We start from the raw sequence: 25,705 nt of genomic DNA on the forward strand, positions 1-25,705 counted from the left end.
TGGCGTTAAATATCTCAATTTTTCATGCTAAGGTAATAGTTAATTATATTAAATTAAGACCTTAAAGCATGAATCATAAACTTGATCACGTTTACTTTAACATCTGATAAATACTTTTATTATTAACACGGAAGAATAATTATGAATTATATCCATAGCACAATCGCACAATTAAAAAATAGTAGTCCTGCACAATGCGAGTTTTATCAAGCTGTTGAAGAAGTACTTGAATCACTCGAACCTATCTTAGAAAACTCAGCAAAATACAAAAAAAATGCCATTATACAACGCTTAGTAGAGCCCGAACGCCAAATTATGTTTAGAGTTCCTTGGGTTGATGACGAAGGCAATATTCAGGTAAATAAAGGCTACAGAATTGAGTTTAACTCTGCACTTGGCCCCTATAAAGGTGGCTTACGTTTTCACCCAAGTGTGAATGCCAGCATAATTAAATTTTTAGGGTTTGAGCAAATATTTAAAAATGCTTTAACAGGTTTACCGATCGGTGGTGGTAAAGGCGGGGCAAACTTTGATCCAAAAGGGCGCTCAGATGCTGAAATAATGCGTTTTTGCCAATCATTTATGGGTGAGCTCTATCGCCATATTGGTCCTACAACCGACGTACCCGCTGGAGACATTGGAGTCGGGGCGAGAGAAATAGGTTACTTGTTTGGTCAATATAAGCGTTTGACTGGGCGCTATGAAGGTGTTTTAACAGGTAAAAGCTTATTGTGGGGTGGATCGCTTGTACGAAAAGAAGCCACTGGATACGGCGCTGTTTATTTTGCTGACTACATGCTGCAAGCGCGCGGCGATAGCCTACAAGGTAAGCGCTGCTTGGTCTCGGGCGCAGGTAATGTTGCTATTTATGCCATGGAAAAGCTTTATCAAATGGGGGCAACACCAGTAAGTTGCAGCGACTCTCGTGGCACTGTGTATCATGAGTCGGGTATAGATTTAAATCTTATTAAATGTTTAAAAGAGCAATCGCGTGATTGCTTGAGCGTATATAAACAAACTCACCCCGATGCTATTTATATTCCTGTAAATGACTACCCTAAAGATGGGCATGCTGTTTGGCGCTTTAATGCTGCCGCTGCTTTTCCGTGCGCCACACAAAATGAATTAACACAGGCAGACGCTAACGCATTATTATCCGGCGGTTGTTTATTAGTAAGTGAAGGCGCAAACATGCCTTCAACAAAAGAGGCTATTGATTGCTTTATTGCTGCAAAAATTGCGTATGGGCCAGGTAAGGCCGCCAATGCTGGCGGCGTTGCAACAAGCCAATTAGAAATGGCGCAAAATGCGAGTATGCAAAGTTGGACCTTTGAAGAAGTTGATGAAAAGCTAAAACAAATTATGAAAAATATATTTGTTACCGCTAACGACACCGCTATAGAATTTGGTGTGCCTGGAAATCTTTTATTAGGCGCTAACATTGCAGGCTTTAGGCGCGTCGCCGATGCAATGATTGAGCAGGGCGTCGTTTAATATTAAAGCTGAACAATAAGGCTTTACTATAATGTGATTTTAAAACTAGCCATAAAATTGAGTATATTATGGTTAGTTTTAAATATTAACGCCATTAGTGAACTATAACCCTATAAAGCTGAGCCATAACAGCGTAGGATCAAGTTACTTTCGAATGAAAATTAGGTTTGCACTTTAGGTGCATTAACATATAAAAATTATGCAACTAACTGCAAAACCATCACTTCCTAATGCGTTACTTATTTCTATTAGCACACCACAATTTAAAGGCGACGAAGCAACAGAGTCGCTTGCAGAGCTTGCTCGTTTGGTGACTACGTTAGGATTTAAAGTAGTAGGTACGCAATCGCAAAAGCAAAGCTCAACTCAAAAAGTTAATGTACTGGGCTCAGGTAAACTAGCTGAAATAGCCCACCTTACTGGTAATAAAGGGATGGTTGAAAACGAGCAAGAAGATGATTTACTTGATGAAGACCCTTTAACCGAAATATCCTCAGAAATCCCATCAAACGATTTAGATTTTGCATGTGCCGATGTAGTGGTATTTGACTGCGATTTAACGCCTTCTCAACTGCGTAATGTTGAGAACCAATTAGGTGTAGAAGTATTTGATCGCACTGGTATTATCATTGAAATATTTAGTCGTCATGCGCGTACTAAAACTGCAAAATTACAAGTTGAAATAGCTCGCCTTAATTATGTAGCGCCACGACTGCGTGAAACATCAACAGGTGATAAAGAACGCCAAATGGGTAAAGGTGCGGGTGAAACCACACTTGAGCTTAATCGCCGTAAGGTGCGCGATCAGTTAGCAGAATTAAAGCGCGAACTTGTTAGTGTTCAAGATGTAATGATGGACAGACGTACTCAGCGCTCTGAGCTATTCTCAGTGGCTTTAATTGGTTATACCAATGCGGGCAAGTCATCAATGATGCGCGCAATTACAGGTAGTGATGTAGAAGGCGAAAACAAACTTTTTGCAACGCTAGATACTACTGTTCGCGCGCTGTATCCGATTACCCAGCCTCGTATATTGGTTTCAGATACGGTTGGTTTTATTAAAAAATTACCTCATGATTTGGTTGCTTCATTTCATTCAACGCTCGCTGAGGCACATGATGCGTCGTTATTGTTGTATGTTGTAGATGCTTCAGATCCTTCTTTTCGCTCACAACTTGAAGTAGTACATAAAGTACTGGCAGAAGTTGGGGTAGAAGGTAGCAAAAAACTATTAGTATTGAATAAGTCAGACCAATTAAGTACTGAGCAGCAGCAGTCGCTAATGGATGAATTTCCTGATGCGATGATGACCTCTACACGTAATCCAGATGATATTAGTAAATTGCACAAATACATTATTGACATTGCTCAAGAGGACATGATTGAAGAAGAGATTGTTATACCGTACACAGCCAAAGGTATTGTGGGCGAAATCCGATCGAGTATGAGTGTTGTTAAAGAAGAATATGAATACAGCCATATTAAATTAACAGTGCGCTCGAGTGCGATTGATTTAGAACGTTTAAAAAAGAGAATGTTAGATTTATAATAAATTTAGTATACAAAAAGCACAGCCAATTGGCTGTGCTTTTTAATCGTTACTTGAGGTAGATTTATTATTCAGAGTTCAGATTTTTTGTAGAGAAAAATTAGGAGAAGGCTTTGTCGCTTAGCTCTTCTTGCATTTGCTCACGCATTTTAAATTTTTGCAGTTTACCTGTTACTGTCATTGGGTAGTTTTCTACAAAACGGATATGTCGTGGCATTTTAAAGTAGGCTAGTTTGTCTTTTAAAAACTCACGAATTGCTTGCTCATCAAGTACAGCATCTTCTTTTGGTTGGATCCAAGCGCACACTTCTTCGCCATACTTTTCATCGGTTATACCAAATATGGCAGCATCTTGAATGCCAGGGTAGGTGTAAAGTACTTCTTCTATTTCTCGAGGGTAAATGTTTTCGCCGCCGCGAATAATCATATCTTTAATACGGCCAACAATCGTGACAAACCCTTCTGTATCCATGACACCTAAATCGCCAGAGTGCAGCCAACCTTCGTCATCTATTGTGGCTTTTGTTTTAGCTCCGTCATTCCAATAGCAGCGCATTATGCCTGCACCTTTACTACACACTTCGCCAGGTTGACCAATTTTTTGAATGTTACCCAGCTCGTCAATTATTTTAACCTCGGTATGGGCAAGGGCGCGGCCAACTGTCGTTACTTGCCGCTCAATTGAAGAGTCTGTTTCGGTAATGTTGTTTATGGGGCTGCACTCCGTTTGCCCGTAAGCAATCAGTACTTGATGCATGTTCATTTGTGTTTGTACTTTGCGCATTACTTGCTCTGGGCATGTAGAGCCTGCCATTACACCCGTGCGTAAAGTACTTAGGTCATAATCGTTAAAATTACTTAGCTCAAGCTCACTAATAAACATAGTAGGTACACCGTGCAGCGCTGTACATCCTTCTTGTTGAACTACATCGAGTGTGGTTTTTGCATCGAACGAATCACTTGGGTAAATGGCTGCTGCACCTTTACTCACACACAATAAGCTACCCAATACCATTGCAAAGCAATGATATAACGGGATAGGGATACATAACTTGTCATCGCTCGTAAAGTGCATAGATTCGGCGACGAATAGCGCATTATTTAAAATATTTTTATGCGTGAGCGTTGCGCCTTTTGGGTTGCCTGTTGTGCCTGATGTAAATTGTATATTGATGTCTTGCTCAGCATTTAAGTTTTCACCTATTGCTTTTAATTCAAGCTCATGAGCTGCTGTTGGCAAGTTAATAACATCATTAAAAGAGTGCATACCAGGTGATGCTTCATCGCCAATGCGGATTATATTTTTAAGAGTGGGTAGTGCTTTTAAATTAAGTGTGTCTTTATCGCAAGTTGCAAGTTCTGGCGCTAAACAATTAAGCATTTCTAAGTAATCACTGCCTTTAAAATTTGATGCTGTGATCAGAGTAGAGCATTCAACACTATTTAAAGCATATTGTAATTCGTTAGGACGGTAGGCCGGGTTGATGCACACCATTATTGCGCCAATTTTTGCCGTTGCAAATTGGGTTAAGCACCACTCAATATTATTAGGAGACCAAATACCAACGCGCTCACCTGGTTTCACGCCAAGTGCCAGCAACCCCATAGCAAGTTGATTAACTTCTTTTTGAAATTCTTTATACGTTAAGCGAATACCTTGGTGATGAACTACAACAGCTAACGCCTCTGGGTTTTTGTCGACAATAAAGTCAAAGTACTCCCCGATAGTCGAATTTGTTAAAGGTGTGCTTTGTATACCTTTAAAGTAGCTTTGAGATAACGGCAAGTGATTTATTTGCTCTACTTCTTTTACCGCAATAGTGTGTGTGTGCATTGCTCTCTCCATGAAAATGTGTGTGAGTTATGTAAACTACAAAGTTAAAATAAACACATATTGTCGACAAAGAGAAGTGCAGTTAGACTAATGTATTATTAGATTAATAAAAGCTAATACTACTTTTTAGACACAAAAAAACGCGTCTTACAATGTAAGTACGCGTTTTTAAACGAGTAATGAGTTTACATTTCGTCGCTGCGGTATGTTTTTTTCATGATGTAAACGTAAGCGTTTACAAAAGCATTTTCTTGGTACTTTTTAAGGCCTGTTTCTTCAAAATCAATAGGGATGGGGTTGCGTTTTAACTGCTCTTTAACTTCAGTTGTAGTAAATAAACGTACATCTAAGTTGTCGATTAATTGAATTGCAGTTTCCATTTTAAAGCCTTTTGCACTGCCAGCAAATTTACCTTTAGGCTGACGCTCACGAATTGCAACAGAATCAATTTGGTAATCTTGCATTAGTTTTGCAAAATCGAATTGAAATTTACGCATTACTTCAGTGTCGTTACCGTTACCTAAGGTAAAGCGTGTTTGGCGCACATCGCGAATATCAAATACGTCATTATCTTTACTTAAAATACAAAGTAGTACATCACTACCGGTAATTTCTACACCACATGTTCTCATGTCTATTCTCTAAAATAACTTAATTACGCAGTATTATACGCAACGCACATTAAAATGCGAGTGTGGGTATAGTTGTAGGCGCGTAATTAATGCATTGATGCTTTTATATTTTAATAAAATGATTTTTTTGCTTTAAAAGCTACATTTTGTGGATAAAACGGGTGGATTTCACCCCTTTAAACTTGTAATTAAATGCGCGGCACGCGACAATATATCTTTGTAGTTGAATAGACTCCTCATCTACATATATTAGTCAATGCTTATTCGTAAAAGCGTTGTCGAGTCATTCTCATTTAATTTATTAAAAATACACGTGATACATTGTAGGTGTCACCACTGTAGCAAGGATTTATAATGCCAGTTATTACTCTTCCAGACGGAAGTCAACGTAGTTTTGAAAACCCTGTAAGCACGCTTGATGTTGCAAACGACATTGGTCCTGGTTTAGCTAAAGCGACCATTGCGGGTCGTGTTAATGGCGACCGTGTTGATGCATGTGATTTAATTAGTGAAGACTCTCGTCTTGAGATCATTACCGCTAAAGACGATGACGGCCTTGAAATCATTCGTCACTCTTGTGCTCACTTAATTGGTCATGCCGTTAAGCAACTTTTCCCAGACGCAAAAATGGCAATTGGTCCTACCATTGATAACGGTTTTTACTACGATATCGATATGGAACATTCATTATCACAAGATGATCTTGAAGCAATTGAAAAGCGTATGCTGCAACTTGCAAAAACCAACTACGACGTAGTGAAAAAAACAGTAAGCTGGCAAGAAGCACGCGATACATTTGAAGCGCGTGGCGAAACATACAAAATAGAAATTCTGGACGAAAACATCGCTAAAGATGACCGCCCAGGTTTATATCATCACGAAGAATATGTAGACATGTGTCGTGGACCTCACGTTCCTAACATGAAATTTTGCCAAAACTTCAAAATAATGAAAGTGGCGGGTGCATATTGGCGTGGTGATTCAGAAAACAAAATGCTACAACGCATTTATGGCACCGCGTGGGGCGATAAAAAGCAACTTAAAGCGTATTTAAAGCGCCTTGAAGAAGCTGAAAAACGCGATCACCGTCGTATTGGTAAAGCGCTTGATTTATGGCATTGGCAAGAAGAAGCACCAGGCATGGTATTTTGGCACAACGATGGTTGGAGCATTTACCGCGAGCTTGAAGAATTTGTACGTGAAAAATTACGCGAATATGAGTACGAAGAAGTAAAAGGTCCAATGATGATGGACCGTTCACTTTGGGAAAAATCAGGTCACTGGGAAAAATATTCAGAAGCAATGTTTACCACTGAGTCTGAAAAACGTGAATACGCAATTAAACCTATGAACTGTCCTGGTCACGTGCAAATCTTTAACCAAGGTTTAAAATCGTACCGTGATTTACCACTTCGTATGGCTGAATTTGGTTGTTGTCACCGTAATGAACCATCAGGTGCACTACACGGTTTAATGCGTGTACGTGGCTTTACACAAGATGATGCTCACATTTTCTGTACTGAAGAGCAGATAATGGACGAAGTGTCAGCGTGTATTAAGATGGTTTATGATACATATGAAACATTCGGATTTGAGAAGATTGTAGTTAAGCTATCTACTCGCCCAGAACAACGCATTGGTGAAGACCATATGTGGGATAAAGCAGAGCTTGCTTTAGCTGATGCACTTAAGCTAAACGATATTGAATTTGATTATCTTCCGGGCGAAGGCGCGTTTTACGGTCCGAAGATTGAATTTACTTTGTACGATTGTTTAGACAGAGCGTGGCAGTGTGGTACAGTGCAATTAGACTTTGCATTACCGGGTCGTTTAGGTGCTACTTATGTAGCAGAAAATAACGAGCGTCGTACACCTGTAATGATACATCGTGCTATTTTAGGTTCTATTGAACGCTTTATTGGCATTTTAACTGAAGAGTACGCTGGTTTATTCCCGACGTGGCTTGCACCAAAGCAAGTGGTAATTATGAATATTACCGATAAACAGGCTCCTTATGTTAAAGAAGTTGTACAAAAATTAAATAAACTTGGAATTAGAGCCGCTGCTGACTTGAGAAATGAGAAGATTGGCTTTAAAATCCGTGAGCATACACTGAAGCGTATTCCATATTTACTTGTTGTTGGCGATAAAGAAGTTGAACAGCAAGAAGTAGCAGTGCGTACTCGCACAGGTGAAGACCTTGGCAAATTTAATGTTGATGATTTTGTAGCTAAAATTAGTGAAGAAATTAAAAATCGACAGTAAAAATCGAGCGTGTAAGGCATTAACAAACAGCCATTTACACGCTTATATTATTGATATTCTTGGAGGAACGTACTATTAGAGGCGGCAAGAAAGGGCAACAAACAGCTCAAAAAAATCGTATTAACGAAGAAATTACAGCGCAAGAAGTTCGTTTAATTGACATTGAAGGCGAACAAGCTGGAATTCAGTCATTACAAGACGCGCAAACTATGGCCGATGCAGCGGGTGTTGATCTTGTTGAGATCAGTCCAAACGCTGAGCCGCCTGTTTGTAGAATCATGGACTACGGTAAGTTCATCTTTGAAAAAAGCAAAGAACTAAAAGAGCAGAAGAAGAAGCAAAAGCAAATCCAGATAAAAGAAATCAAATTCCGTCCTGGTACGGATGAAGGTGATTATCAGGTTAAGCTTCGCAACTTACGTAAGTTCTTAGAAGCTGGCGATAAAGCTAAGATTACTATCCGCTTCCGTGGTCGTGAAATGGCTCACCAAGAAATTGGTATAGAATTATTAAACCGTATCAAAGCCGATTTAGAAGAGCTTGCAGTAGTTGAGTCTTTCCCAAATCGTGTTGAAGGCCGCCAAATGGTTATGATGATGGCGCCTGTTGCTAAAAAATAATTTTTAAGCGATAATACGCACCGAAATTAGCTCAGGTCTGCAAGCAATATGCGAATATTCACCTGAGTTAACCGGTCTTAAAGTAAGATTGCGGCATTTATGTTGGGTCTTCACCGGAACATGGCAGTAAGTTAGGCCTAAAAGTGGAGCTATAGAAATATATCTCACGCCTGCTTACTAATTTAAAAGCAATACAATTGGAGTTATTGCAATGGCTTATAAGCTAAAAAGTCACAGTGGCGCTGCTAAGCGTTTCAAAAAGACTGCTTCTGGCGGTTTCAAGCGTAAACAAGCGCATCTTCGTCATATTCTGACTAAGAAAACTTCTAAGCGTAAGTTACACCTACGTCCTAAGATGATGGTTCATAAAAATGACCATGGTCTAGTTTCACGTATGTTACCGTTCGCTTAATAGGGGTTTTTAGAAATGGCAAGAGTTAAACGCGGCGTTGTCGCACGTGCACGTCACAAAAAAGTTTTAAAACAAGCAAAAGGTTACTACGGAGCACGTTCACGTGTTTACCGCGTAGCTTTCCAGGCTGTTACTAAAGCGGGTCAATACGCTTACCGTGACCGTCGTGCGAAGAAACGTACTTTCCGTCAATTATGGATTGCACGTATCAATGCTGCTTCACGTCAAAATGGTCTGTCTTACAGCCGTTTTATCAATGGTCTTAAAAAGACTTCTGTAGAAATCGATCGTAAGATCCTTGCAGATATCGCTGTTTATGACCAAGTTGCATTCGCAGCGCTTGTAGAAAAAGCAAAAGAAGGCCTAGCCGCTTAAGCTTTTTTATATAAGTATTAAAAAGGAGCCTATGGCTCCTTTTTTTGTGCCTGTAATTTAGTAACTTAAACCAATGAGTAATACCAATTCGCTATTTAGTTGTTCTCGGCAATTGCTCCTGCATCCATGCAGTCGTAAATGAGAGTTTTTTAACGCAGGTAGCGACATGGTTAGCCCCGCAAAATGATTAAGTATTATTGCGCATTGGTATAATACTTAATAAGGTTATAAAGCCTAAAAACACGGGTGTGAATGAGTGAAATGTATTTGGCTGCATTTTTTTGTTGAATCACCGCAGTTTCCTCATTATAAAAAATTTAGTTGATATAATTTATATAATTAAGGCGTTTGTTAGAGAATTATATGTTTGCAAGTTTACTCATTTTATCTGCAAGTGTGGCGTATGACGCACACTTACCTCCACTCATTGAGTGGCAGGGGAAAAGCGTAGAGCTTTTACAAAAACAAGGGCCGTTAACTACTGACTTTGAGTTATCTGCAGGTGAAGCGTCGCCCGATTATGCAAATACAATGGCATTTGTAGATAGATTAGTTGCAGCAAACCCTACTCAGTTTCAATCTCAAACCATTGGCTATAGTAATAGTAAACGTGCAATAAAAATGCTAATTGCCAGTGAGCAAGGTTTTTTTGAAGCAAGGCAAATGGCTAATAGCACTAAGCCAACTATTTTTATTCAGGCAGGAATACATTCTGGTGAAATAGACGGTAAAGATGCCATGTTCATGTTACTCAGAGATATAGCGACGGGTAAGCGCCGTGACATTTTAAAAAAGGTAAACATATTATTTATTCCTATTTTAAATGTAGATGGTCACGAACGTAGCAGTGCATTCAATCGCATTAATCAACGGGGCCCTGCAAAAATGGGCTTTAGAACAAATGCTAATAACCTTAATTTAAATCGTGATTTTACTAAATTAGATACCCCAGAAGTTAGAAGTGTTTTAAAGGTTATTAACGATTACAACCCAAATTTATACATTGATGTACACGTTACCGACGGCGCAGATTACCAATACGATGTGACTTATGGTTACAATCCGGTATTTTCGAGCGAATCGCCTGCGGTATCGGATACATTAAACCAGTTTTTTAAACCTCTCATTGACGATACGCTAGCGAAGCAAGGACACATCCCAGGACCACTTGTTTTTGTTATGGATAAACGCGACTTTAAAAAAGGGTTAGCGGGCTGGGTTGCTACGCCACGTTTTTCAAATGGTTGGGGGGATTTAAAGTCATTGCCGACTATTTTAGTCGAAAATCATTCATTGAAGCCTTACAAGCAACGTGTATTGGGAACTTATGTATTTTTAGATGGTGCTATTACTGCGCTATCAAAGCACAGTCATGAATTAGCTAATGCAGTAAAAAAAGAACAAGAATTTGTTCCTAAACAGTTAATTGTAAAGCGTGGCTATGCCAAACAAGCAGATACTATTGCACAGTTTAAAGGCATTGAATATTCATCAAGCATGAATTCACTTTCGGGTCAAAATGAAGTGAAGTATTTGGGTAAAGCACATACATATACTGACTTACCTATTTATTGGCAAAAAGATGTACAACATACAGTTGAAGTACCTAAAGCTTTTTTTATTCCGCCTGTATATCGCAATATAATTAAGAAACTAAAGTTACATGGTGTCTCTATTAATAAACTTGAAGGGGCAAACACACAGCCTTTGAAAGTTGCAAAGGTGGCAGACTACACGTTTGATAAAGCACCATTTGAAGGGCGTTTTAGAGTATCAGCAACTTTTGATTACGTCCCTGCTATAAATGTAGATTTAGATGGTTGGTACCAAGTAAATACCCAACAAAAAGCAGGCGAATTAGCGGTTCATTTATTGCACCCGGAAGCCCCTGATTCATTTTTTGCGTGGGGTGAGTTTAATACTATTTTTCAGCGTACTGAATATATGGAAAACTATGCGCTAATTCCGTTTGCACGCCAAATGCTAAAAGATAACCCAAAGCTTGCGCTTAAGTTTGATGAAAAACTTAAAGATAAATCATTCGCGAGTGACGCAGAGGCACGATTAAATTGGTTATATGAGCAAAGTCCATTTTATGATCAAGCGTACTTAAAGTATCCAATACTTATGTCATTCGAAGAAGAAGTTGTTATCCCGGATCAAAAAAGTAAAGAAATCTAATATGCAAATTATAACCATACCCGTCACTGCATTTGCACAAAATAGTCGTATTATTTGGTGTAGTGAAACTAAACAAGCCGTAGTCATAGACCCAGGTGGCGACCCTGATAAAATAGTAGCAGCCCTTAATGAGCATAAACTAGAATTAAGTGCTATTTGGTTAACGCACGGGCATTTAGATCATGTGGGTGGGGCTGATATTTTACGTAATCAATTTAACGTACAAATTATTGGCCCACAAAAAGATGAGTACTTCTGGTTTGAAAACTTACCTATGCAAGCACAAATGTTCGGGTTTAAACCCATTGAGCCTTTTTATCCGGATATTTGGCTAAACCATAACGATACCGTGAGCGTAGGTAAACTTAGCTTTTTAGTGAAGCATTGCCCAGGGCATACACCTGGTCATATTGTGTTTTATCAACAAGAGAATGAATGCGTTATTGTAGGTGATGTTATTTTTAAAGGCTCAGTAGGGCGCACTGACTTCCCTAAGGGGAACAGTGAACAACTTATAGAGTCGATTAAGACGCATATTTTAACCTTACCTGATAATACTAAAATACTGGCAGGACATGGTAGCGACACTACGGTGGGATTTGAAAAGAAAACAAATCCTTTTGTGAGTGGTAAGTTTGGTTAAGTTACTTATTTTAAGTTTACAAACTGCATAAACATTAAAAATAAGCAGACTGAGTTTTAAAATGGTTGTATAATTTAACCAGTTTATTTGATAAATAAGAAATAAAATGTCTCTAAATCACGTAGATCGCCAAATATTGGCACTTTTACAACAAGATGCTAGTTTATCAACCGCAGAAATTGCAGATAAAGTAGGCTTGTCTCAATCTCCATGCTGGCGTCGAATCGCTAAGCTAGAGCAAGATGGTTATATAAAAAGCAAAGTGGCTCTTTTAGATGAGAAAAAACTTGGCTTTGATATGCTTGTATATGCACATGTGCGTTTATCAAATCACGGTAAAAAGAATCTTGCTGAGTTTGAAAAGCTGATCATGAGCTACGACGAGGTAACAGAGTGTTACACTATGGCTGGTACCATGGACTTTATGCTACGCATAATTTCACAAGGCATAGAAGGGTATGAGCATTTTGTGCGCGATAATTTACTAAGCTTAGAATACGTCCAAGAAGTACATTCTAATGTAACAATGACATGTGTAAAACGCAGTACTTCCCTTCCTTTGTAAAAGCACTTCTTTTAAAAGCTAAACCATTTTTAGTTTAGCTTAACCACATAATGACAATTGTTAACTGAGCGCTAATTTGGTAGAATTTAGCGCTTTTTTTGATACCCATTACACCATTTGAGGACCTCAATGTTTAACTTACTCAGTAGGGCGCCTAGCTCTGCTAAAAACGATATTCTATCTGGATTAACTGTGGCGTTAGCCTTAGTTCCAGAAGCAGTTGCGTTTGCATTTGTTGCAAATGTAGAACCTTTGGTTGGTCTATATGCCGCGTTTATCGTTGGTTTAATTACGGCTATTTTTGGTGGTCGCCCTGGTATGATTTCAGGTGCAACCGGTGCACTAGCTGTTGTCATGGTAAGTTTAGTGCTTGATCACGGTGTTGAGTATCTATTTGCAACTGTGTTGCTGATGGGAATACTGCAAATTCTCGCGGGGGTATTTAAGCTCGGTAAATTTATCCGTATGGTTCCTCATCCGGTAATGCTTGGTTTTGTAAACGGATTAGCAATTGTTATATTTTTAGCTCAGCTAGGGCAGTTTAAAGTGCCAGACGGTATGGGCGGACAAGAATGGATGACAGGTAATCCATTATTTATCATGCTTGGCTTAGTTGCATTAACCATGGCAATAATCCACTTTTTGCCAAAATTGACTACAGCAGTGCCTTCATCTTTAGTTGCTATTGTAACTGTAACCGGATTAGTGATTGGGTTTGATTTAGAGGCGCATACAGTATTAGATTTCTTAAAAGGAATGACTGGTGACGAAGCTGCAACAATCGCTGGCGGCTTACCTGAATTTCATATTCCTATGGTACCGTTTACTTTCGAAACGCTACAAATTATTTTTCCTTATGCACTTATTTTAGCGGCTATTGGTTTAATTGAATCATTATTAACGCTTAGCTTAATTGATGAGATTACAGAAACTCGTGGTCATAGTAATAAAGAATGTATTGGTCAAGGCGCTGCAAATATTACCTGCGGTATGTTTGGTGCAATGGGTGGTTGTGCAATGATTGGTCAATCAATGATCAATATTAACTCAGGTGGCCGCTCTCGTTTATCAGGTATAAGCGCTGCACTTATGCTACTTGGTTTTATTATTTTTGCCTCTAGCTTAATTGAAATGATCCCATTAGCTGCACTTGTTGGTGTTATGTTTATGGTAGTACTTGGTACATTTGAGTGGGCAAGCTTTAAAATGATGAAGCGCGTACCATTATCAGATGCATTTGTAATTGTTCTTGTGTCGGGCGTGACGGTTATTACTGATTTAGCGATTGCTGTATGTGTGGGTGTTATTGTATCGGCTCTAGTATTTGCTTGGCAGCATGCGAAGCAGATATATACAACTAACTACATTGATCAGGAAGGCGCTAAGGTGTACGAACTACATGGTCCATTATTCTTTGGCTCTGTTAAAAACTTTTCTGAGTTATTCGATGTGAAAAATGATCCTAAAAATGTGATTGTTGAATTTAAACACAGCCGCGTATCTGACCACAGTGCAATAGAAGCAATTGATACACTTGCTGACAAATACACAAAAGCAGGTAAACAACTTCATTTACGTCACTTAAGTAAAGACTGTACGCAGTTGCTTCATAAAGCACGTGATTTAGTTGAAGTGAATGTGATTGAAGATCCAACGTACAAGGTAGCATCAGATAAACTAGCTTAATTTACACAAAGCTATTGATATTTAAAAAGCGGAAGGTGGATAACCTTTCGCTTTTTTAGTGTCTCGACTATTTGTTTGCGGTAAGACTCTTAAAAAGCAAGGCAAGCTGTAGTGCTATGCAAACTCATAAATCTATATAATAAGACTACCTAATTTTGTGAAAATTAGCCCTACATAGGTAAAAATAATAAAAATAACAAACGCCTATTTTATGGAATTAGTTTTAACCATACGGAGTAAACATCTATTTTGAACTGGCAATCTTTAGTCGATAACAGGCAACGTTTTTTTTGGCTTTTGCAAATCGCGGGCTGGATTGGTTACGCGTTAGTAAATTATATCGGCTCTAAAGTATTTGAAATGCGTGATATATACGTATTTGTTATTTTATTGAATGCTTACGCTGGTTGTTTGATGACAGTGCCGCTTAGGTATATTTACCGTAAAATTTGGAATGCCTCGCCTTGGGTATTAATGATTGTAGTATTTGGTGCCTCTTATATAACGGGGACTCTATGGGCTGTCGTTCAAAAATTCAATCTATGGGAAATATACCGCCATGGTTATAGACCAGAGGAGTGGTTTTATTACCTGCAGCAAGGTTTAGATTCTGTATATATTATTTTATGTTGGAGTGGTTTGTACTTTGGCGTTAAATATTATCAATTATTACAAAGTGAGCGACAGAAAGCGTTAAAGGCCACAACGATGGCACACGAAGCGCAACTAAAAATGCTCAGGTATCAGTTAAATCCCCATTTTTTATTCAATACACTTAACGCTATTTCTACTTTAATTTTGGTTAAAGAAAACAAAGATGCTAACTTAATGGTAGCAAGGTTAAGTGACTTTTTACGTTACACACTTAATACCGATCCAATTAAAAAAGTACCGCTTGAGCAAGAGCTTCATGCGCTCATGCTTTACTTAGAAATAGAGCGCGTCCGTTTTGATGAGCGATTGAAAGTAAATGTAGATATTAGCGAGCAAGCAAAAGAGGCTTTAGTACCGAGCTTAATTTTGCAACCAATTATAGAAAACGCGATTAAATATGCCATTGCCCATCTGACAGAAGGTGGTGTAATTGATATTAAAGCACAAGTATTTGCGAATGAATTATTACTAGAAGTGGGTGACAACGGCCCTGGCACTGAAATACTTGATGGCCAATTAGTTAACGCTCAAGGTGTAGGTGTTGCTAACACCAAAGATAGATTAAAAACGTTGTATGAAAATAATTATTCGTTTGTATTATCACATAATACGCCAAGTGGATTAAAAGTTAATCTGCGAGTACCTTTTGAGAAGGCTGTGAAAAATGACTAAAATAAAAACACTCATTGTTGATGATGAACCGTTAGCGCGAAAAGGTTTAGCGGTAAGACTTGAAGAATATTCTGATATTGAAGTAATTAAATTATGTAGTTCAGGCGCTGATGCAATTGAAATGTGCCAAAGAGAGAAAATCGATTTGGTTTTTTTAGATATTCAGATGCCAGGTATGAATGGCTTTGAGGTGGCAAGAGCGCTTAGCGAAAGTACAAAAGTATTACCTGCAATTGTATTTGTAACTGCTTTTGATCAGTTTGCTGTAAAAGCATTTGAAATTCATGCTCTCGATTACATTTTAAAACCCGTTGATGATAACAGATTAAAACAGGCGGTAGAAAAAGTGCATACTTATTTAAAAACGCAGCAAGACAACGCCCATAAGAAAAAACTAGCGAGTTTTGTAGCCGGTATTACTGGTAATAATTGCGAAGAAATATTAAAAAAATTAGCGACTGGCGATACCTTAACAGATAGACGTTACCCAGAATCGCTTGCAGTAAAAGAGCAGGGTGAAATTATACGGGTACCTGTAGCGACTATCCAATGGGTTGATGCTGCAGGTGACTATATGTGTTTACACTGTGAAGATGGACAAACGCATATACTTCGTAAAACAATGAAAGAGCTTGAGCAAGAGCTAGACCCTCAGTTATTTGTGCGTGTACACCGCAGTGCAATAGTAAATACAAAACAAATTAGTAAGCTGGTTACACAAGTAAGTGGCGAGTATTTATTAGTACTTGAAAACGGACAAGAATTAAAAGTGAGCCGTAGCTACCGAGATAAGGTTAAAGCGGCATTAGCAAGTTAAAGCCAACGCTTTTATTACAGGCACAAAAAATGCGAGCTAAGCTCGCATTTTTTATATTTAGTAATTATGCAACAGTTACAATTTTCATAGTGTTAGTTGCGCCCACAGTTTCCATTGAGTCACCGTGAGTAATAATTACTGTATCACCAGACTGTAAAGAACCTTGAGAAACCAAAGTATCAAGTGCCGCTTTTACCATACCGTCTTTTTCAGTTTTTGTAGAATCAAAAAATACTGGGTAAACACCACGATAAAGTGCTGTTTGACCTAATGTACTCGCATGGCGTGAAAGCGAGTAGATTGGTAAGCCAGAGCTGATACGTGACATTAATTTAGCCGTGCTACCAGATTCAGTAAGCGTGATGATAGCTTTAACAGAATCTAAGTGATTAGCTGCATACATAGCAGAAAGTGCGATAGATTCTGCATTGTTAGAAAAACGACTATCTAAACGATGCTTAGAAACATGCGTTTCTTTTTGAGATTCAGCACCTAAACAAACACGTGCCATAGTTGCAACAGTTTCTTCAGGGTAATCACCTGCAGCTGTTTCAGCTGAAAGCATTACAGCATCTGTTCCATCAAGAACAGCATTTGCAACATCCATAACCTCTGCACGTGTAGGCATAGGGTTATCGATCATCGATTCCATCATTTGCGTTGCTGTTACTACAGTACGGTTTAATGAACGAGCACGACGAATAATTAGTTTTTGCTTGCCCATAAGAGCTGCATCACCAATTTCAACACCTAAATCACCACGAGCAACCATTACAGCGTCAGACGCTAGAATGATGTCATCAACAGCTTCTTGTGTTTCTACGGCTTCAGCACGTTCAATTTTTGCAAGTAGTTGTGCTTTTGAACCAGCAGCTTCAGCAAGTGAGCGTACGTAGCGCATATCGTCGCCACTACGTGGGAATGATACGGCAATGTAATCTACGTCAATTTCAGCGGCAGTTATTAAATCTTCTTTATCTTTTTCAGTAAATGCTGGAGCAGTTAAGCCACCACCTAAACGGTTAATACCTTTATTGTTAGATAAAACACCGCCAACAGTTACAGTACAATGTACTAAGTGCCCAGCTACTTCATCAACACTTAGTTGAATAAGGCCGTCATTTAGGAGTAGTAGGTCGTTAGGGCTAACATCGTTAGGTAGTTCTTTATAATCAATACCTACAGAGTTAACATCGCCTTCGCCTTTTTCCATTTTTGCATCAAGAGTGAACTTTGCACCCACAGCAAGAGTTACTTTACCTTCTTTAAAAGTAGAAACGCGGATTTTAGGGCCTTGAAGGTCAGCAAGGATAGCAATATGCTTGCCTAATTTTTTTGCAATATCGCGTACAGCTTGCGCACGGTCTTTATGATCTTGGGCAACACCATGTGAGAAGTTTAAACGTACTACATTAGCCCCAGCGATAATAATTTTTTCTAAGTTGTTATCTCTATCGGTAGCAGGTCCAAGGGTAGCGACTATTTTCGTGCGTCTTAGCATCAATTTCTCCTGTTTGCTTGGTGAAAGCATGTTGACGTTATTTTGTTGAATTAAAACATCTATATTAGATTAAAATATTTTAATTATGTGCAAACTTCAAAGGTTTGCCACTATTTTATACAAAACTATTGTGTCATCATTATGACACCGGTGTCAGAATGCGTCAATGATCTTAATTTCAATTAGCGTAGCTTTTAGTCACCCCGAGAGCATTGATGTTTGATATAATTACGTAGCTTATTTATCTGTAATAAAAAAGCATGTTGTATGGGCTCATAGTTAGTATTTTATGACTGTATGAGTATAATGCACGCGGTATTATTTAATTTATACACTGAATTTTCTAACCAAATAGTTGTTACCGAGGAGGACACTAGATGCAAGTTGCATTAGTAGGGTTAGGCGTTATGGGAAAAAATCTTGCCCTAAACTTGATTGAAAAAGGGATAACGCTAGTCGCTTATGATAAAAACCCACATGCGGGTGAAGAGTTACTAAGTTGTGCCAAATCACAAGGCATGGCTGATAGGCTTCACATTGTCTCTGATTTAAGTGACATGGTAAGGCGTTTAGAGGCACCTCGTTCTATTTTATTACTTGTTCCTGCTGGTGAGTTAGTTGATACAGTTTGTAATGAACTTGTAGAGGCCGGCGTTAATTGTGACGATATGATAGTCGATTGCGGTAATAGTAATTATAAAGATGGTATAACGCGTAAACTCAAATACCAAAATAAATTTGAATTTGCCACTATGGGAATTTCTGGCGGTGCAGAAGGCGCTCGTCATGGTCCTGCAATGATGGCAAGTGGTTCTGAAGGTGGTTGGGAACGTATTGAGCCATGGTTTGAAAAAGTAGCTGCTAGCTATAATGGCGACTCGTGTTTTGCACGTGTTGGCCAATCAGCAAGTGGTCATTTTGTAAAAATGGTTCACAACGGTATTGAATACGCACTGATGCAACTTATTGCAGAAGTGTACCAATTACTTCGTTTAGGTACTAATCGTTCTCCACAAGAAGTAGCTGAGATATTTAATGACTGGTCAGAAGGTCAATTAAATAGTTACTTACTGTCTATTTCTAGCCATATATTGTCACTTGAAAATCATAATAATGTACCGCTTGCGGACTTAATTGATAATAAAGTTGGCGCTAAAGGTACTGGTCTTTGGACTGCGCAAAATGCACTCGAACTTGGTATTGCTGTCCCTTCACTTGTTGCTGCTGTTCAAGCTCGTCATTTAACTAATGCATGTAACACAACGGCTGCACAAGAGATGACATATGCATCTAAATCAACGAACAATGTTGAAATTGATTTAGAAGAGCTAAAAGACGCGTTCTTACTTGCAAGCTTACTTGCGTATCGTCAAGGTTTAGCGCTAATTAAAGGTGCATCACGTACTCATCAGTGGAAAGTAGATTTATCTAAAACGCTTCAAACATGGCGCGCTGGTTGTATAATCCGTGCTGACTACCTTGATAGCGTTGCACAAGGTGTTGAATTTATTGACACTCTTGAAAAAGAGTCTAACTCTTTGCGCAAAATTACCGGTCAAGCAATAATGACTGGTTTAGCATTCCCTGTATTGGGAGCTACACAAACGTATTTAGCAACATTAACTACACCGAGTAATGGGCATTTAGTTCAAGCCCAGCGTGATTACTTTGGTGAGCACGGCATAAAAACCCACAGTGGTGAAATGTGTCATTTAACTGATTTAGTAGATATAGACGCTAAAGTTAGATAAAAAACAGTTGTTTAAAACGATAAAGGCACGCTATTTAGCGTGCCTTTTGTATTTTTAGCCCGTAAAAATTAACGGCTTAACTCACCACGTAAGTTATCTTGCATTAAATGACGAATCGTTTCGACTTCAAGCTTTTGGCTAAATAAATAATGTAACTTAGTTAAACATGCTTCAAGGGTCATATCGTACCCACTTATTACACCAATATTTAATAGCGCATTACCTGTTGCATAGCCACCCATGTTTACATGACCTTTTAAACACTGAGTTAAGTTAACAATTACGACGCCACGTTTACTTGCTTCTTCGAGTATTGACAAAAAGCTCGGATCTTGTGGTGCATTACCTACACCAAAACTCAGTAACACCAATGATTTAATATTGCCATTGACCAAGCTTTTAACTACCTCTTGGCTAATGCCAGGATATAAATAAAGCACCCCGATAGGTTGAGGTGTAATAGGTGTAACTTGCAGCTCATTTTCAACATATGGGCTAAGCTGACCTTTAATCAGTTGGATATTAATACCTGATAACGCTAAGGGGTCTAGGTTAGGCGAGGCAAAAGCATTAAACCCATCCGCGTGTGCTTTAGTTGCTCTATTACCTCTAAACAGTTGGTTATTAAAAAAGAGGCTTACTTCAGCAATAGGATAATTTGCAGCTAAATACATGGCATTAAGTAAGTTTACTTGGCCATCAGAACGTAATTGTGAGAGCGGAATTTGTGAGCCGGTTACAATCACAGGTTTAGTCAAATTTTCGAACATAAATGACAGCGCTGAGGCTGTATACGCCATAGTATCAGTGCCATGGAGCACCACAAAACCATCATAATCTTGGTATTTATCTTTGATATCATTAGCAATGAGTTGCCAATGCTCTGGAGACATGTCTGAAGAATCTATAAGAGGGCAGTATTCGTGAATATCAAACAAAGGCATTTCATCACGATTAAATTCTGCGTTATTCACTACGGTTTCTGTTAAAAAACCTTCAGCTGGAATATAGCCTCGACTCGATTTTTTCATACCTATAGTACCGCCAGTATAAGCGATATAAATGCGTTTACGTTTCATAAAAAAAGCCCAGTAAAAAAACTGGGCCTAGTATAACGTTAAGCAGCTTTAAATACAGCTGATTAGGTGAAGCTATGCACTTTTATTGTGCAACATTACACACTAAACAGCGTGCGTATACACCTTGTGGATCGTTGTAATCTTTAAGGTTTTCAACTTCAGTACTTAATTGGTTAATAACACTTTGTAAATTAGCTTGTGTTGCTAACACAGATGTTTTTTGTGTTTGCAAACCAAGCATAGATTTAATAGACGCATTACCAAAAATGTTTTGAATCATTTTTTCTTGCGAGCTTAAATCTTGTTTAATAGTTTTAACTTCATAATGATTAAGCTTGGCAAGTGCAGCCGCGGCTTCAATCGCACCTTGTTTGTCGCCTAGCTTATCAACCAAACCTAGTTCAAGTGCTTGAGATGCAATCCATACACGGCCTTGGGCAATTTTGTCAACCTGCTCAGGCGTCATATTACGCGCATCAGCAACAACATTTAAAAAGCGACCGTATGCTTCCTCAACGTTCATTTGAATTACTTGACCCATCTTTTCATTTAGTGGACGAGTGATAGAAAAGCCAGCCATTTCGGTTGTTGCAACGCCATCTGAATAAACACCAATTTTCGATAAGGTTTTCTCAAATGTCATAAACGTACCAAATACACCAATTGAGCCTGTAATTGTACTTGGTGCTGCCCAAATTTCGTTTGCAGCAGAGGCAATCCAATAACCACCTGATGCAGCCACAGAACTCATTGAAGCAATAACAGGTTTACCAGCAGCCTTAAGGGCTAATACTTCAGCACGAATAACTTCAGAGGCAAACATACTACCGCCACCAGAGTCGATACGTAGTACAACCGCTTTAACTTTATCATCCAGGCGTGCTTTACGAAGTAGGGCAGCTGTAGAGTCACCCCCAATTTCGCCCGCTTTACGCTCACCATCAACAATCGTACCTTTAGCAACAACTACCGCTACTTTTTCGGTAATAGGGTTATCAATTTCAATAGGCGGTTTAATTAAGCTTAAGTATTCACGAAATGAAACTTGCTTAAATGTCTTACCATCTTCTTGTGTGCCCACTAAATCAATTAATTGTTTGCGAACTTGCTGATTTGTTTTTAAAGAGTCAACCCACTGGTGATCAAGTGCATATTTACCTGCATCGCCATCGGCAGCTTTCATTTTTTCTAGATATACGTCCATTGTTTCGTCAAAATTTGACTCATCAAACGGGCGAACAGCGGCAACATCTTGTTTGTATTCGCTCCAAAGAGCGCCTAACCAAACGCGGTTAGCTTCTTTAGCTGCATCGGACATGTCGTTACGAATAAAAGGTTCTACTGCTGACTTAAATGTACCAACACGGAAAATATGCTGCGTTACTTCAAGCTTTTCAAGTGCATCTTTAAAGTAAAGCGGGTACATGCCATAACCTTCAATACCTACGCTGCCGTATGGGTGCATAGCTATTTCGTCAGCATGCGATGCAATATAGTATTGTGCTTGAGTATAGTAATAACCCGATGCAATTACTTTTTTGCCAGCTTGCTTGAAGGCATCAATAGCCTTTGTAATTTGCTTAAGTTTATTTAAATGTGCTTTAGGCATCTCTTGTAAATCAAGCAATATCACCGTGATACGATCGTCTTTAGTCGCTTCGTTTATTACTTCAACAATATCGTCGAGTAATATTTCGCTTGGTGCTTCAGAACCAGAGGTTGCATCACTAATTGCGGCTTCAACTGGGTCTATATATGTTTTCTCTTCAACAATAGGACCATTTAAGTTAAGCCTGAGTACAGAGCCATTTTCAACTATTATTTGATCATCGTCACTTGAGAGTGACACAAAGAAAACAATTACCAGTAATAAAAACAAAATGTTTAGTATTAAGCGACGAGAAAAATTAATTCCAGCCCAAATACCTTTAAATACCTTTGCTATCAAAATAGCTCCTTAATTTGGTACAGTTAATACATTAGTTCCATCTTAGCCTAGAATAAAAATAAATTTAACTGCTAAATCGTAACGAAGTGTTTATGAACCTATATAAACGTAAGTTTTTACTGCTATTTTTAATTAAATGCATGCACATATTGCTTATTACTTGCCATTAAAGCAGAATTAGCTAATGTATACAGGTTAGACCAGTTAACGGGGCACAAGATGTTAGAACAACAATTACAACTAAAACACACACAATTACGTAACCGCTTAGTTATGGGCTCAATGCATACAGGTCTTGAAGAGGGCTGGCATAACCGCAAACGCTTACGCGCATTTTATGAAGCACGTGCAAAAGGTGGCACCGCAATGTTAATTACAGGCGGATACAGCCCTAATTTACGTGGCAAGCTAACACCTATTTCTTCCTCATTTAATAGTTATTACGATGTGTTTAAGCATCGCGCCTACACAGATGCTGTGCATAAACACGGTGGAAAAATTTGTTTGCAATTATTACATGCTGGACGTTACGCATACCATCCTTTCAATCAAGCACCAAGTGCAATAAAAGCACCTATTAATCCTTATAAACCTAAAGTGATGTCGCTTGGCTCGATAAAAAAAACAATTAAAGACTTTGCGCATTCTGCCTATATGGCTGAAAAAGCCGGCTACGATGGCGTTGAAGTCATGGGTTCTGAAGGGTATTTGATTAATGAGTTTATGGCGCCTCATACCAATAAACGCGATGATGAGTTTGGTGGCAGCTTAGAAAATAGAATGCGACTTGCACTTGAAATAGTTAAAGCTGTAAGAGCAAAAGTATCTGAAAAATTCTTAATTATTTTTAGATTGTCGGTCATTGATTTGATTCCAAACGGTTCAACACCAGAGGAAGTTGTTATTCAGGCTACCGAACTTGAAAAAGCGGGTGTTGATATATTTAACACTGGCATTGGTTGGCACGAAGCGCGTGTACCGACTATTGCGAGTATGGTGCCACCGGGTGCATTTAAAGAAGCATCAAAGCGTTTAAAAGACGTAGTTAATGTCCCTGTGATTGCTGTTAACCGAATTAATACTCCAGAAATTGCTAACGATATTTTAAATGCAGGCGAGGCTGATTTAATTTCGATGGCACGTCCGTTATTGGCTGATCCTGAGTTTTTTAATAAGTATGTAAACAATCAATCTAAACAAATTAATATTTGTATTGGCTGTAACCAAGGTTGTCTAGATCACGTATTTAAAAATAAACGTGCTACGTGTTTAGTTAATCCACAAGCTGCATTTGAGCTAGATTACCCGCTAGAGCAAGCAGCTAAAGCTAAAAATGTATTAGTTGTCGGTGCAGGTCCTGCTGGTTTATCAGCAAGTTGTTACTTGGCTCAAAAAGGGCATAACGTCACGTTAATTGATCAAAAATCGCAAATGGGCGGTCAATTTAATTTAGCCATGCAGATACCGGGTAAAGAAGACTTTAACCATACACTTACTTACTTCACTAATGAGCTCGAGCGATTAAAAGTAACTGTGGAGCTTAGTAAAGCTTACGACGATTCAATGCTTAAAGATTATGATGATATTGTTTTTGCAACAGGCGTTAGGCCGCGTGAAGCCTCTATTAAATGTAGTGATGATAAGCGTGTGTTTGCTTATGACGAAGTTATACGCGGCGAAGTAGAACTGGGCAAATCAATTGCTATTTTAGGTGCTGGCGGTATTGGTTTTGATATGGTTGCTTTTTTAAGTGAACATAAATCACAATCTATTAGCGAGTTTAAAACGCAATGGGGGATTGAGTGTGATGCACAACCTCATAAAGACGAGCGCCAATTGTATATGTTAAAACGCAGTTCGGGTCGTTTTGGTAGTGAGCTTGGTAAAACCACTGGTTGGATACATCGCCAAGTTGCTAAACAGCATGGTGTTAAACAAATTGCTGACTGCCAATATCAAAGTTTTGATAAGAATGGGTTAACAATTAATGTTGCTGGAGAAGTTCAAGTACTGCCGGTAGATACTGTTATTGCCTGTATTGGTCAGGTTTCTAATAGCGAAGTGCTAGAAGGTTACACAGATAACGCAAAAGTGCATGTGATAGGCGGAGCTAAATTGGCTGCTGCAATTGATGCTAAACGCGCTATTTTTGAAGCCCTACAAGTGGCGAGAAGTATTTAACCTTTGTAAATAAATTGAAATAGTTTATCAATTTATACGGTCTTTGTTGTTTATAGTCTATAACTTAATAAACATTGAACACACAGGATACGCATGAATAAACTAATCAGTTTTTATAACACAATATTGGGTAAACTATCGTTTTTAGATGGTTTACCTGCTTTACTATTTCGCTTAATTTTAGCTCCCGTTATGATCATCGCAGGTTATAACAAACTTGCTATAAGCACTGAAACAGAAGGCTTTCTAAATAACTTTTTAGCATCTCCTGATGTCGTTCAATGGTTTGGTAATAGTGAATGGGGTTTAGGCTTGCCGTTTCCTGACTTACTAGCTTTCTTAGCTGGTTGGAGTGAGTTTTTAGGAGGCTGGTTGTTATTATTTGGCCTTTTAACTCGCTTAGTCAGTATCCCGCTTATGTTCACAATGGTTGTAGCGGCTACTTCAGTACATTGGCATAACGGGTGGTTTGCAATAGCGCCGACTAATCCAGAAACAAGTGCTGCGCAAGTACTTGATTGGTTATCTATCCCTGGTGCAAAAGAAAGCCTCGAAAACTCATTAGAAGTACAGGACAGGATAGGGAAAATTCGAGGCTTAGTTGAAGAGCACGGCTTTCCTGATTACCTATACGAAAAAGGGAAACCATCTATTTTAAATAATGGCATAGAATTTTCGGCAATTTATTTTGCTATGCTCCTAAGTTTATTTTTTATGGGCGGTGGTCGTTTTGTTAGTTTTGATTACTGGTTAAAGCGAAAAGTTATAAAAAAATAGCGCATTAAATGTATTTTATTAACGGCTGCATAGTTGACCCTTTGCGGCCGTTTTGCATTTTAATTTCTC

Annotated in this window: 20 protein-coding genes; 15 read left to right on the plus strand and 5 right to left on the minus strand. The window is 38.7% G+C overall.

Annotated elements, in window-relative coordinates; translation table 11 throughout:
- Positions 1-141 precede the first annotated feature (141 nt).
- Positions 142-1,494 (plus strand): NADP-specific glutamate dehydrogenase, encoded by a 1,353-nt coding sequence (gdhA, locus tag FFU37_RS06095; RefSeq protein WP_138488993.1) that lies wholly within the window; start codon positions 142-144, stop codon positions 1,492-1,494.
- Between the two features lie 199 nt (positions 1,495-1,693).
- Positions 1,694-3,043: a GTPase HflX gene (gene hflX, locus FFU37_RS06100; protein WP_138488994.1), complete on the plus strand. Its 1,350-nt coding sequence runs from the start codon at positions 1,694-1,696 to the stop codon at positions 3,041-3,043.
- A 100-nt stretch (positions 3,044-3,143) separates the two neighbouring features.
- On the opposite strand, the gene FFU37_RS06105 is transcribed toward hflX, so the two are convergent.
- Both FFU37_RS06105 and FFU37_RS06110 read right to left on the minus strand, forming a co-directional pair.
- Positions 3,144-4,877 carry an AMP-binding protein gene (locus FFU37_RS06105; RefSeq protein ID WP_138488995.1) on the minus strand — a complete coding sequence of 578 codons (1,734 nt, stop codon included), beginning with the start codon at positions 4,875-4,877 and terminating at the stop codon, positions 3,144-3,146.
- A 185-nt stretch (positions 4,878-5,062) separates the two neighbouring features.
- On the minus strand, positions 5,063-5,509 hold the full coding sequence (locus tag FFU37_RS06110; RefSeq protein ID WP_002960715.1) for a DUF3010 family protein: 447 nt from the start codon (positions 5,507-5,509) through the stop codon (positions 5,063-5,065).
- 354 nt (positions 5,510-5,863) lie between these two features.
- Between FFU37_RS06110 and thrS the strand changes: the two genes are divergently transcribed.
- The 10 genes from thrS to FFU37_RS06160 all read left to right on the plus strand — a co-directional run bounded on the left by thrS (position 5,864) and on the right by FFU37_RS06160 (position 16,399).
- Positions 5,864-7,774 (plus strand): threonine--tRNA ligase, encoded by a 1,911-nt coding sequence (thrS, locus tag FFU37_RS06115; RefSeq protein WP_033039267.1) that lies wholly within the window; start codon positions 5,864-5,866, stop codon positions 7,772-7,774.
- Positions 7,775-7,833: 59 nt separating this feature from the next.
- The gene (gene infC, locus FFU37_RS06120; RefSeq protein ID WP_002960714.1) at positions 7,834-8,394 is read left to right on the plus strand and encodes a translation initiation factor IF-3; all 561 of its coding nucleotides are present in this window, start codon (positions 7,834-7,836) and stop codon (positions 8,392-8,394) included.
- A 211-nt stretch (positions 8,395-8,605) separates the two neighbouring features.
- Positions 8,606-8,806 (plus strand): 50S ribosomal protein L35, encoded by a 201-nt coding sequence (gene rpmI, locus FFU37_RS06125; protein ID WP_002960713.1) that lies wholly within the window; start codon positions 8,606-8,608, stop codon positions 8,804-8,806.
- Between the two features lie 15 nt (positions 8,807-8,821).
- Positions 8,822-9,181, plus strand: coding sequence for a 50S ribosomal protein L20 (gene rplT / locus FFU37_RS06130; RefSeq protein WP_002960711.1), 360 nt, complete (start codon positions 8,822-8,824; stop codon positions 9,179-9,181).
- Positions 9,182-9,544: 363 nt separating this feature from the next.
- Positions 9,545-11,362, plus strand: a complete 1,818-nt coding sequence (locus tag FFU37_RS06135; RefSeq protein ID WP_138488996.1) for a M14 family metallopeptidase — start codon at positions 9,545-9,547, stop codon at positions 11,360-11,362.
- 1 nt (position 11,363) lies between these two features.
- Positions 11,364-12,005, plus strand: coding sequence for an MBL fold metallo-hydrolase (locus FFU37_RS06140; protein WP_138488997.1), 642 nt, complete (start codon positions 11,364-11,366; stop codon positions 12,003-12,005).
- A gap of 106 nt (positions 12,006-12,111) precedes the next feature.
- Positions 12,112-12,570, plus strand: coding sequence for an Lrp/AsnC family transcriptional regulator (locus tag FFU37_RS06145; RefSeq protein ID WP_002960703.1), 459 nt, complete (start codon positions 12,112-12,114; stop codon positions 12,568-12,570).
- A gap of 129 nt (positions 12,571-12,699) precedes the next feature.
- A complete protein-coding gene (locus FFU37_RS06150) occupies positions 12,700-14,256 on the plus strand; it encodes a SulP family inorganic anion transporter (RefSeq protein ID WP_024596640.1) in 1,557 nt (518 codons plus the stop codon).
- Between the two features lie 249 nt (positions 14,257-14,505).
- A complete protein-coding gene (locus tag FFU37_RS06155; RefSeq protein WP_024596641.1) occupies positions 14,506-15,582 on the plus strand; it encodes a sensor histidine kinase in 1,077 nt (358 codons plus the stop codon).
- A complete protein-coding gene (locus FFU37_RS06160) occupies positions 15,575-16,399 on the plus strand; it encodes a LytR/AlgR family response regulator transcription factor (RefSeq protein WP_039489820.1) in 825 nt (274 codons plus the stop codon). Before FFU37_RS06155 ends, FFU37_RS06160 begins: the two co-directional genes overlap by 8 nt.
- 64 nt (positions 16,400-16,463) lie before the next feature.
- On the opposite strand, the gene pyk is transcribed toward FFU37_RS06160, so the two are convergent.
- Entirely contained in the window at positions 16,464-17,900 is a 1,437-nt protein-coding gene (gene pyk / locus FFU37_RS06165) for a pyruvate kinase (protein WP_039489818.1), read from the minus strand.
- 377 nt (positions 17,901-18,277) lie between these two features.
- Between pyk and gnd the strand changes: the two genes are divergently transcribed.
- Positions 18,278-19,651: an NADP-dependent phosphogluconate dehydrogenase gene (gene gnd / locus FFU37_RS06170; RefSeq protein WP_039489817.1), complete on the plus strand. Its 1,374-nt coding sequence runs from the start codon at positions 18,278-18,280 to the stop codon at positions 19,649-19,651.
- A 68-nt stretch (positions 19,652-19,719) separates the two neighbouring features.
- Here the strand turns inward: gnd and ansA are convergent, their stop codons facing one another.
- Entirely contained in the window at positions 19,720-20,730 is a 1,011-nt protein-coding gene (gene ansA / locus FFU37_RS06175; protein ID WP_002962901.1) for an asparaginase, read from the minus strand.
- Positions 20,731-20,812: 82 nt separating this feature from the next.
- Positions 20,813-22,678 carry a signal peptide peptidase SppA gene (gene sppA / locus FFU37_RS06180; protein WP_039489813.1) on the minus strand — a complete coding sequence of 622 codons (1,866 nt, stop codon included), beginning with the start codon at positions 22,676-22,678 and terminating at the stop codon, positions 20,813-20,815.
- 219 nt (positions 22,679-22,897) lie between these two features.
- Between sppA and FFU37_RS06185 the strand changes: the two genes are divergently transcribed.
- A complete protein-coding gene (locus tag FFU37_RS06185) occupies positions 22,898-24,859 on the plus strand; it encodes an oxidoreductase (protein ID WP_138488998.1) in 1,962 nt (653 codons plus the stop codon).
- A 93-nt stretch (positions 24,860-24,952) separates the two neighbouring features.
- Positions 24,953-25,636 carry an HvfX family Cu-binding RiPP maturation protein gene (locus FFU37_RS06190; RefSeq protein WP_138488999.1) on the plus strand — a complete coding sequence of 228 codons (684 nt, stop codon included), beginning with the start codon at positions 24,953-24,955 and terminating at the stop codon, positions 25,634-25,636.
- Positions 25,637-25,705: the final 69 nt, after the last annotated feature.

The organism is Pseudoalteromonas distincta (genome assembly GCF_005877035.1).
In the GTDB taxonomy this organism is placed as follows: Bacteria; Pseudomonadota; Gammaproteobacteria; order Enterobacterales; family Alteromonadaceae; genus Pseudoalteromonas; species Pseudoalteromonas distincta.

What these genes read in the sequence shown, in the direction of transcription:
- ansA (WP_002962901.1), bottom strand. Translation starts at nt 20,730, where the DNA reads ATGAAACGTAAACGCATTTATATCGCTTATACTGGCGGTACTATAGGT.
- thrS (WP_033039267.1), top strand. Translation starts at nt 5,864, where the DNA reads ATGCCAGTTATTACTCTTCCAGACGGAAGTCAACGTAGTTTTGAAAAC.
- rplT (WP_002960711.1), top strand. Translation starts at nt 8,822, where the DNA reads ATGGCAAGAGTTAAACGCGGCGTTGTCGCACGTGCACGTCACAAAAAA.
- FFU37_RS06135 (WP_138488996.1), top strand. Translation starts at nt 9,545, where the DNA reads ATGTTTGCAAGTTTACTCATTTTATCTGCAAGTGTGGCGTATGACGCA.
- FFU37_RS06150 (WP_024596640.1), top strand. Translation starts at nt 12,700, where the DNA reads ATGTTTAACTTACTCAGTAGGGCGCCTAGCTCTGCTAAAAACGATATT.
- FFU37_RS06145 (WP_002960703.1), top strand. Translation starts at nt 12,112, where the DNA reads ATGTCTCTAAATCACGTAGATCGCCAAATATTGGCACTTTTACAACAA.
- FFU37_RS06160 (WP_039489820.1), top strand. Translation starts at nt 15,575, where the DNA reads ATGACTAAAATAAAAACACTCATTGTTGATGATGAACCGTTAGCGCGA.
- gdhA (WP_138488993.1), top strand. Translation starts at nt 142, where the DNA reads ATGAATTATATCCATAGCACAATCGCACAATTAAAAAATAGTAGTCCT.
- hflX (WP_138488994.1), top strand. Translation starts at nt 1,694, where the DNA reads ATGCAACTAACTGCAAAACCATCACTTCCTAATGCGTTACTTATTTCT.
- FFU37_RS06105 (WP_138488995.1), bottom strand. Translation starts at nt 4,877, where the DNA reads ATGCACACACACACTATTGCGGTAAAAGAAGTAGAGCAAATAAATCAC.
- FFU37_RS06190 (WP_138488999.1), top strand. Translation starts at nt 24,953, where the DNA reads ATGAATAAACTAATCAGTTTTTATAACACAATATTGGGTAAACTATCG.
- FFU37_RS06140 (WP_138488997.1), top strand. Translation starts at nt 11,364, where the DNA reads ATGCAAATTATAACCATACCCGTCACTGCATTTGCACAAAATAGTCGT.
- pyk (WP_039489818.1), bottom strand. Translation starts at nt 17,900, where the DNA reads ATGCTAAGACGCACGAAAATAGTCGCTACCCTTGGACCTGCTACCGAT.
- FFU37_RS06110 (WP_002960715.1), bottom strand. Translation starts at nt 5,509, where the DNA reads ATGAGAACATGTGGTGTAGAAATTACCGGTAGTGATGTACTACTTTGT.
- rpmI (WP_002960713.1), top strand. Translation starts at nt 8,606, where the DNA reads ATGGCTTATAAGCTAAAAAGTCACAGTGGCGCTGCTAAGCGTTTCAAA.
- gnd (WP_039489817.1), top strand. Translation starts at nt 18,278, where the DNA reads ATGCAAGTTGCATTAGTAGGGTTAGGCGTTATGGGAAAAAATCTTGCC.
- FFU37_RS06185 (WP_138488998.1), top strand. Translation starts at nt 22,898, where the DNA reads ATGTTAGAACAACAATTACAACTAAAACACACACAATTACGTAACCGC.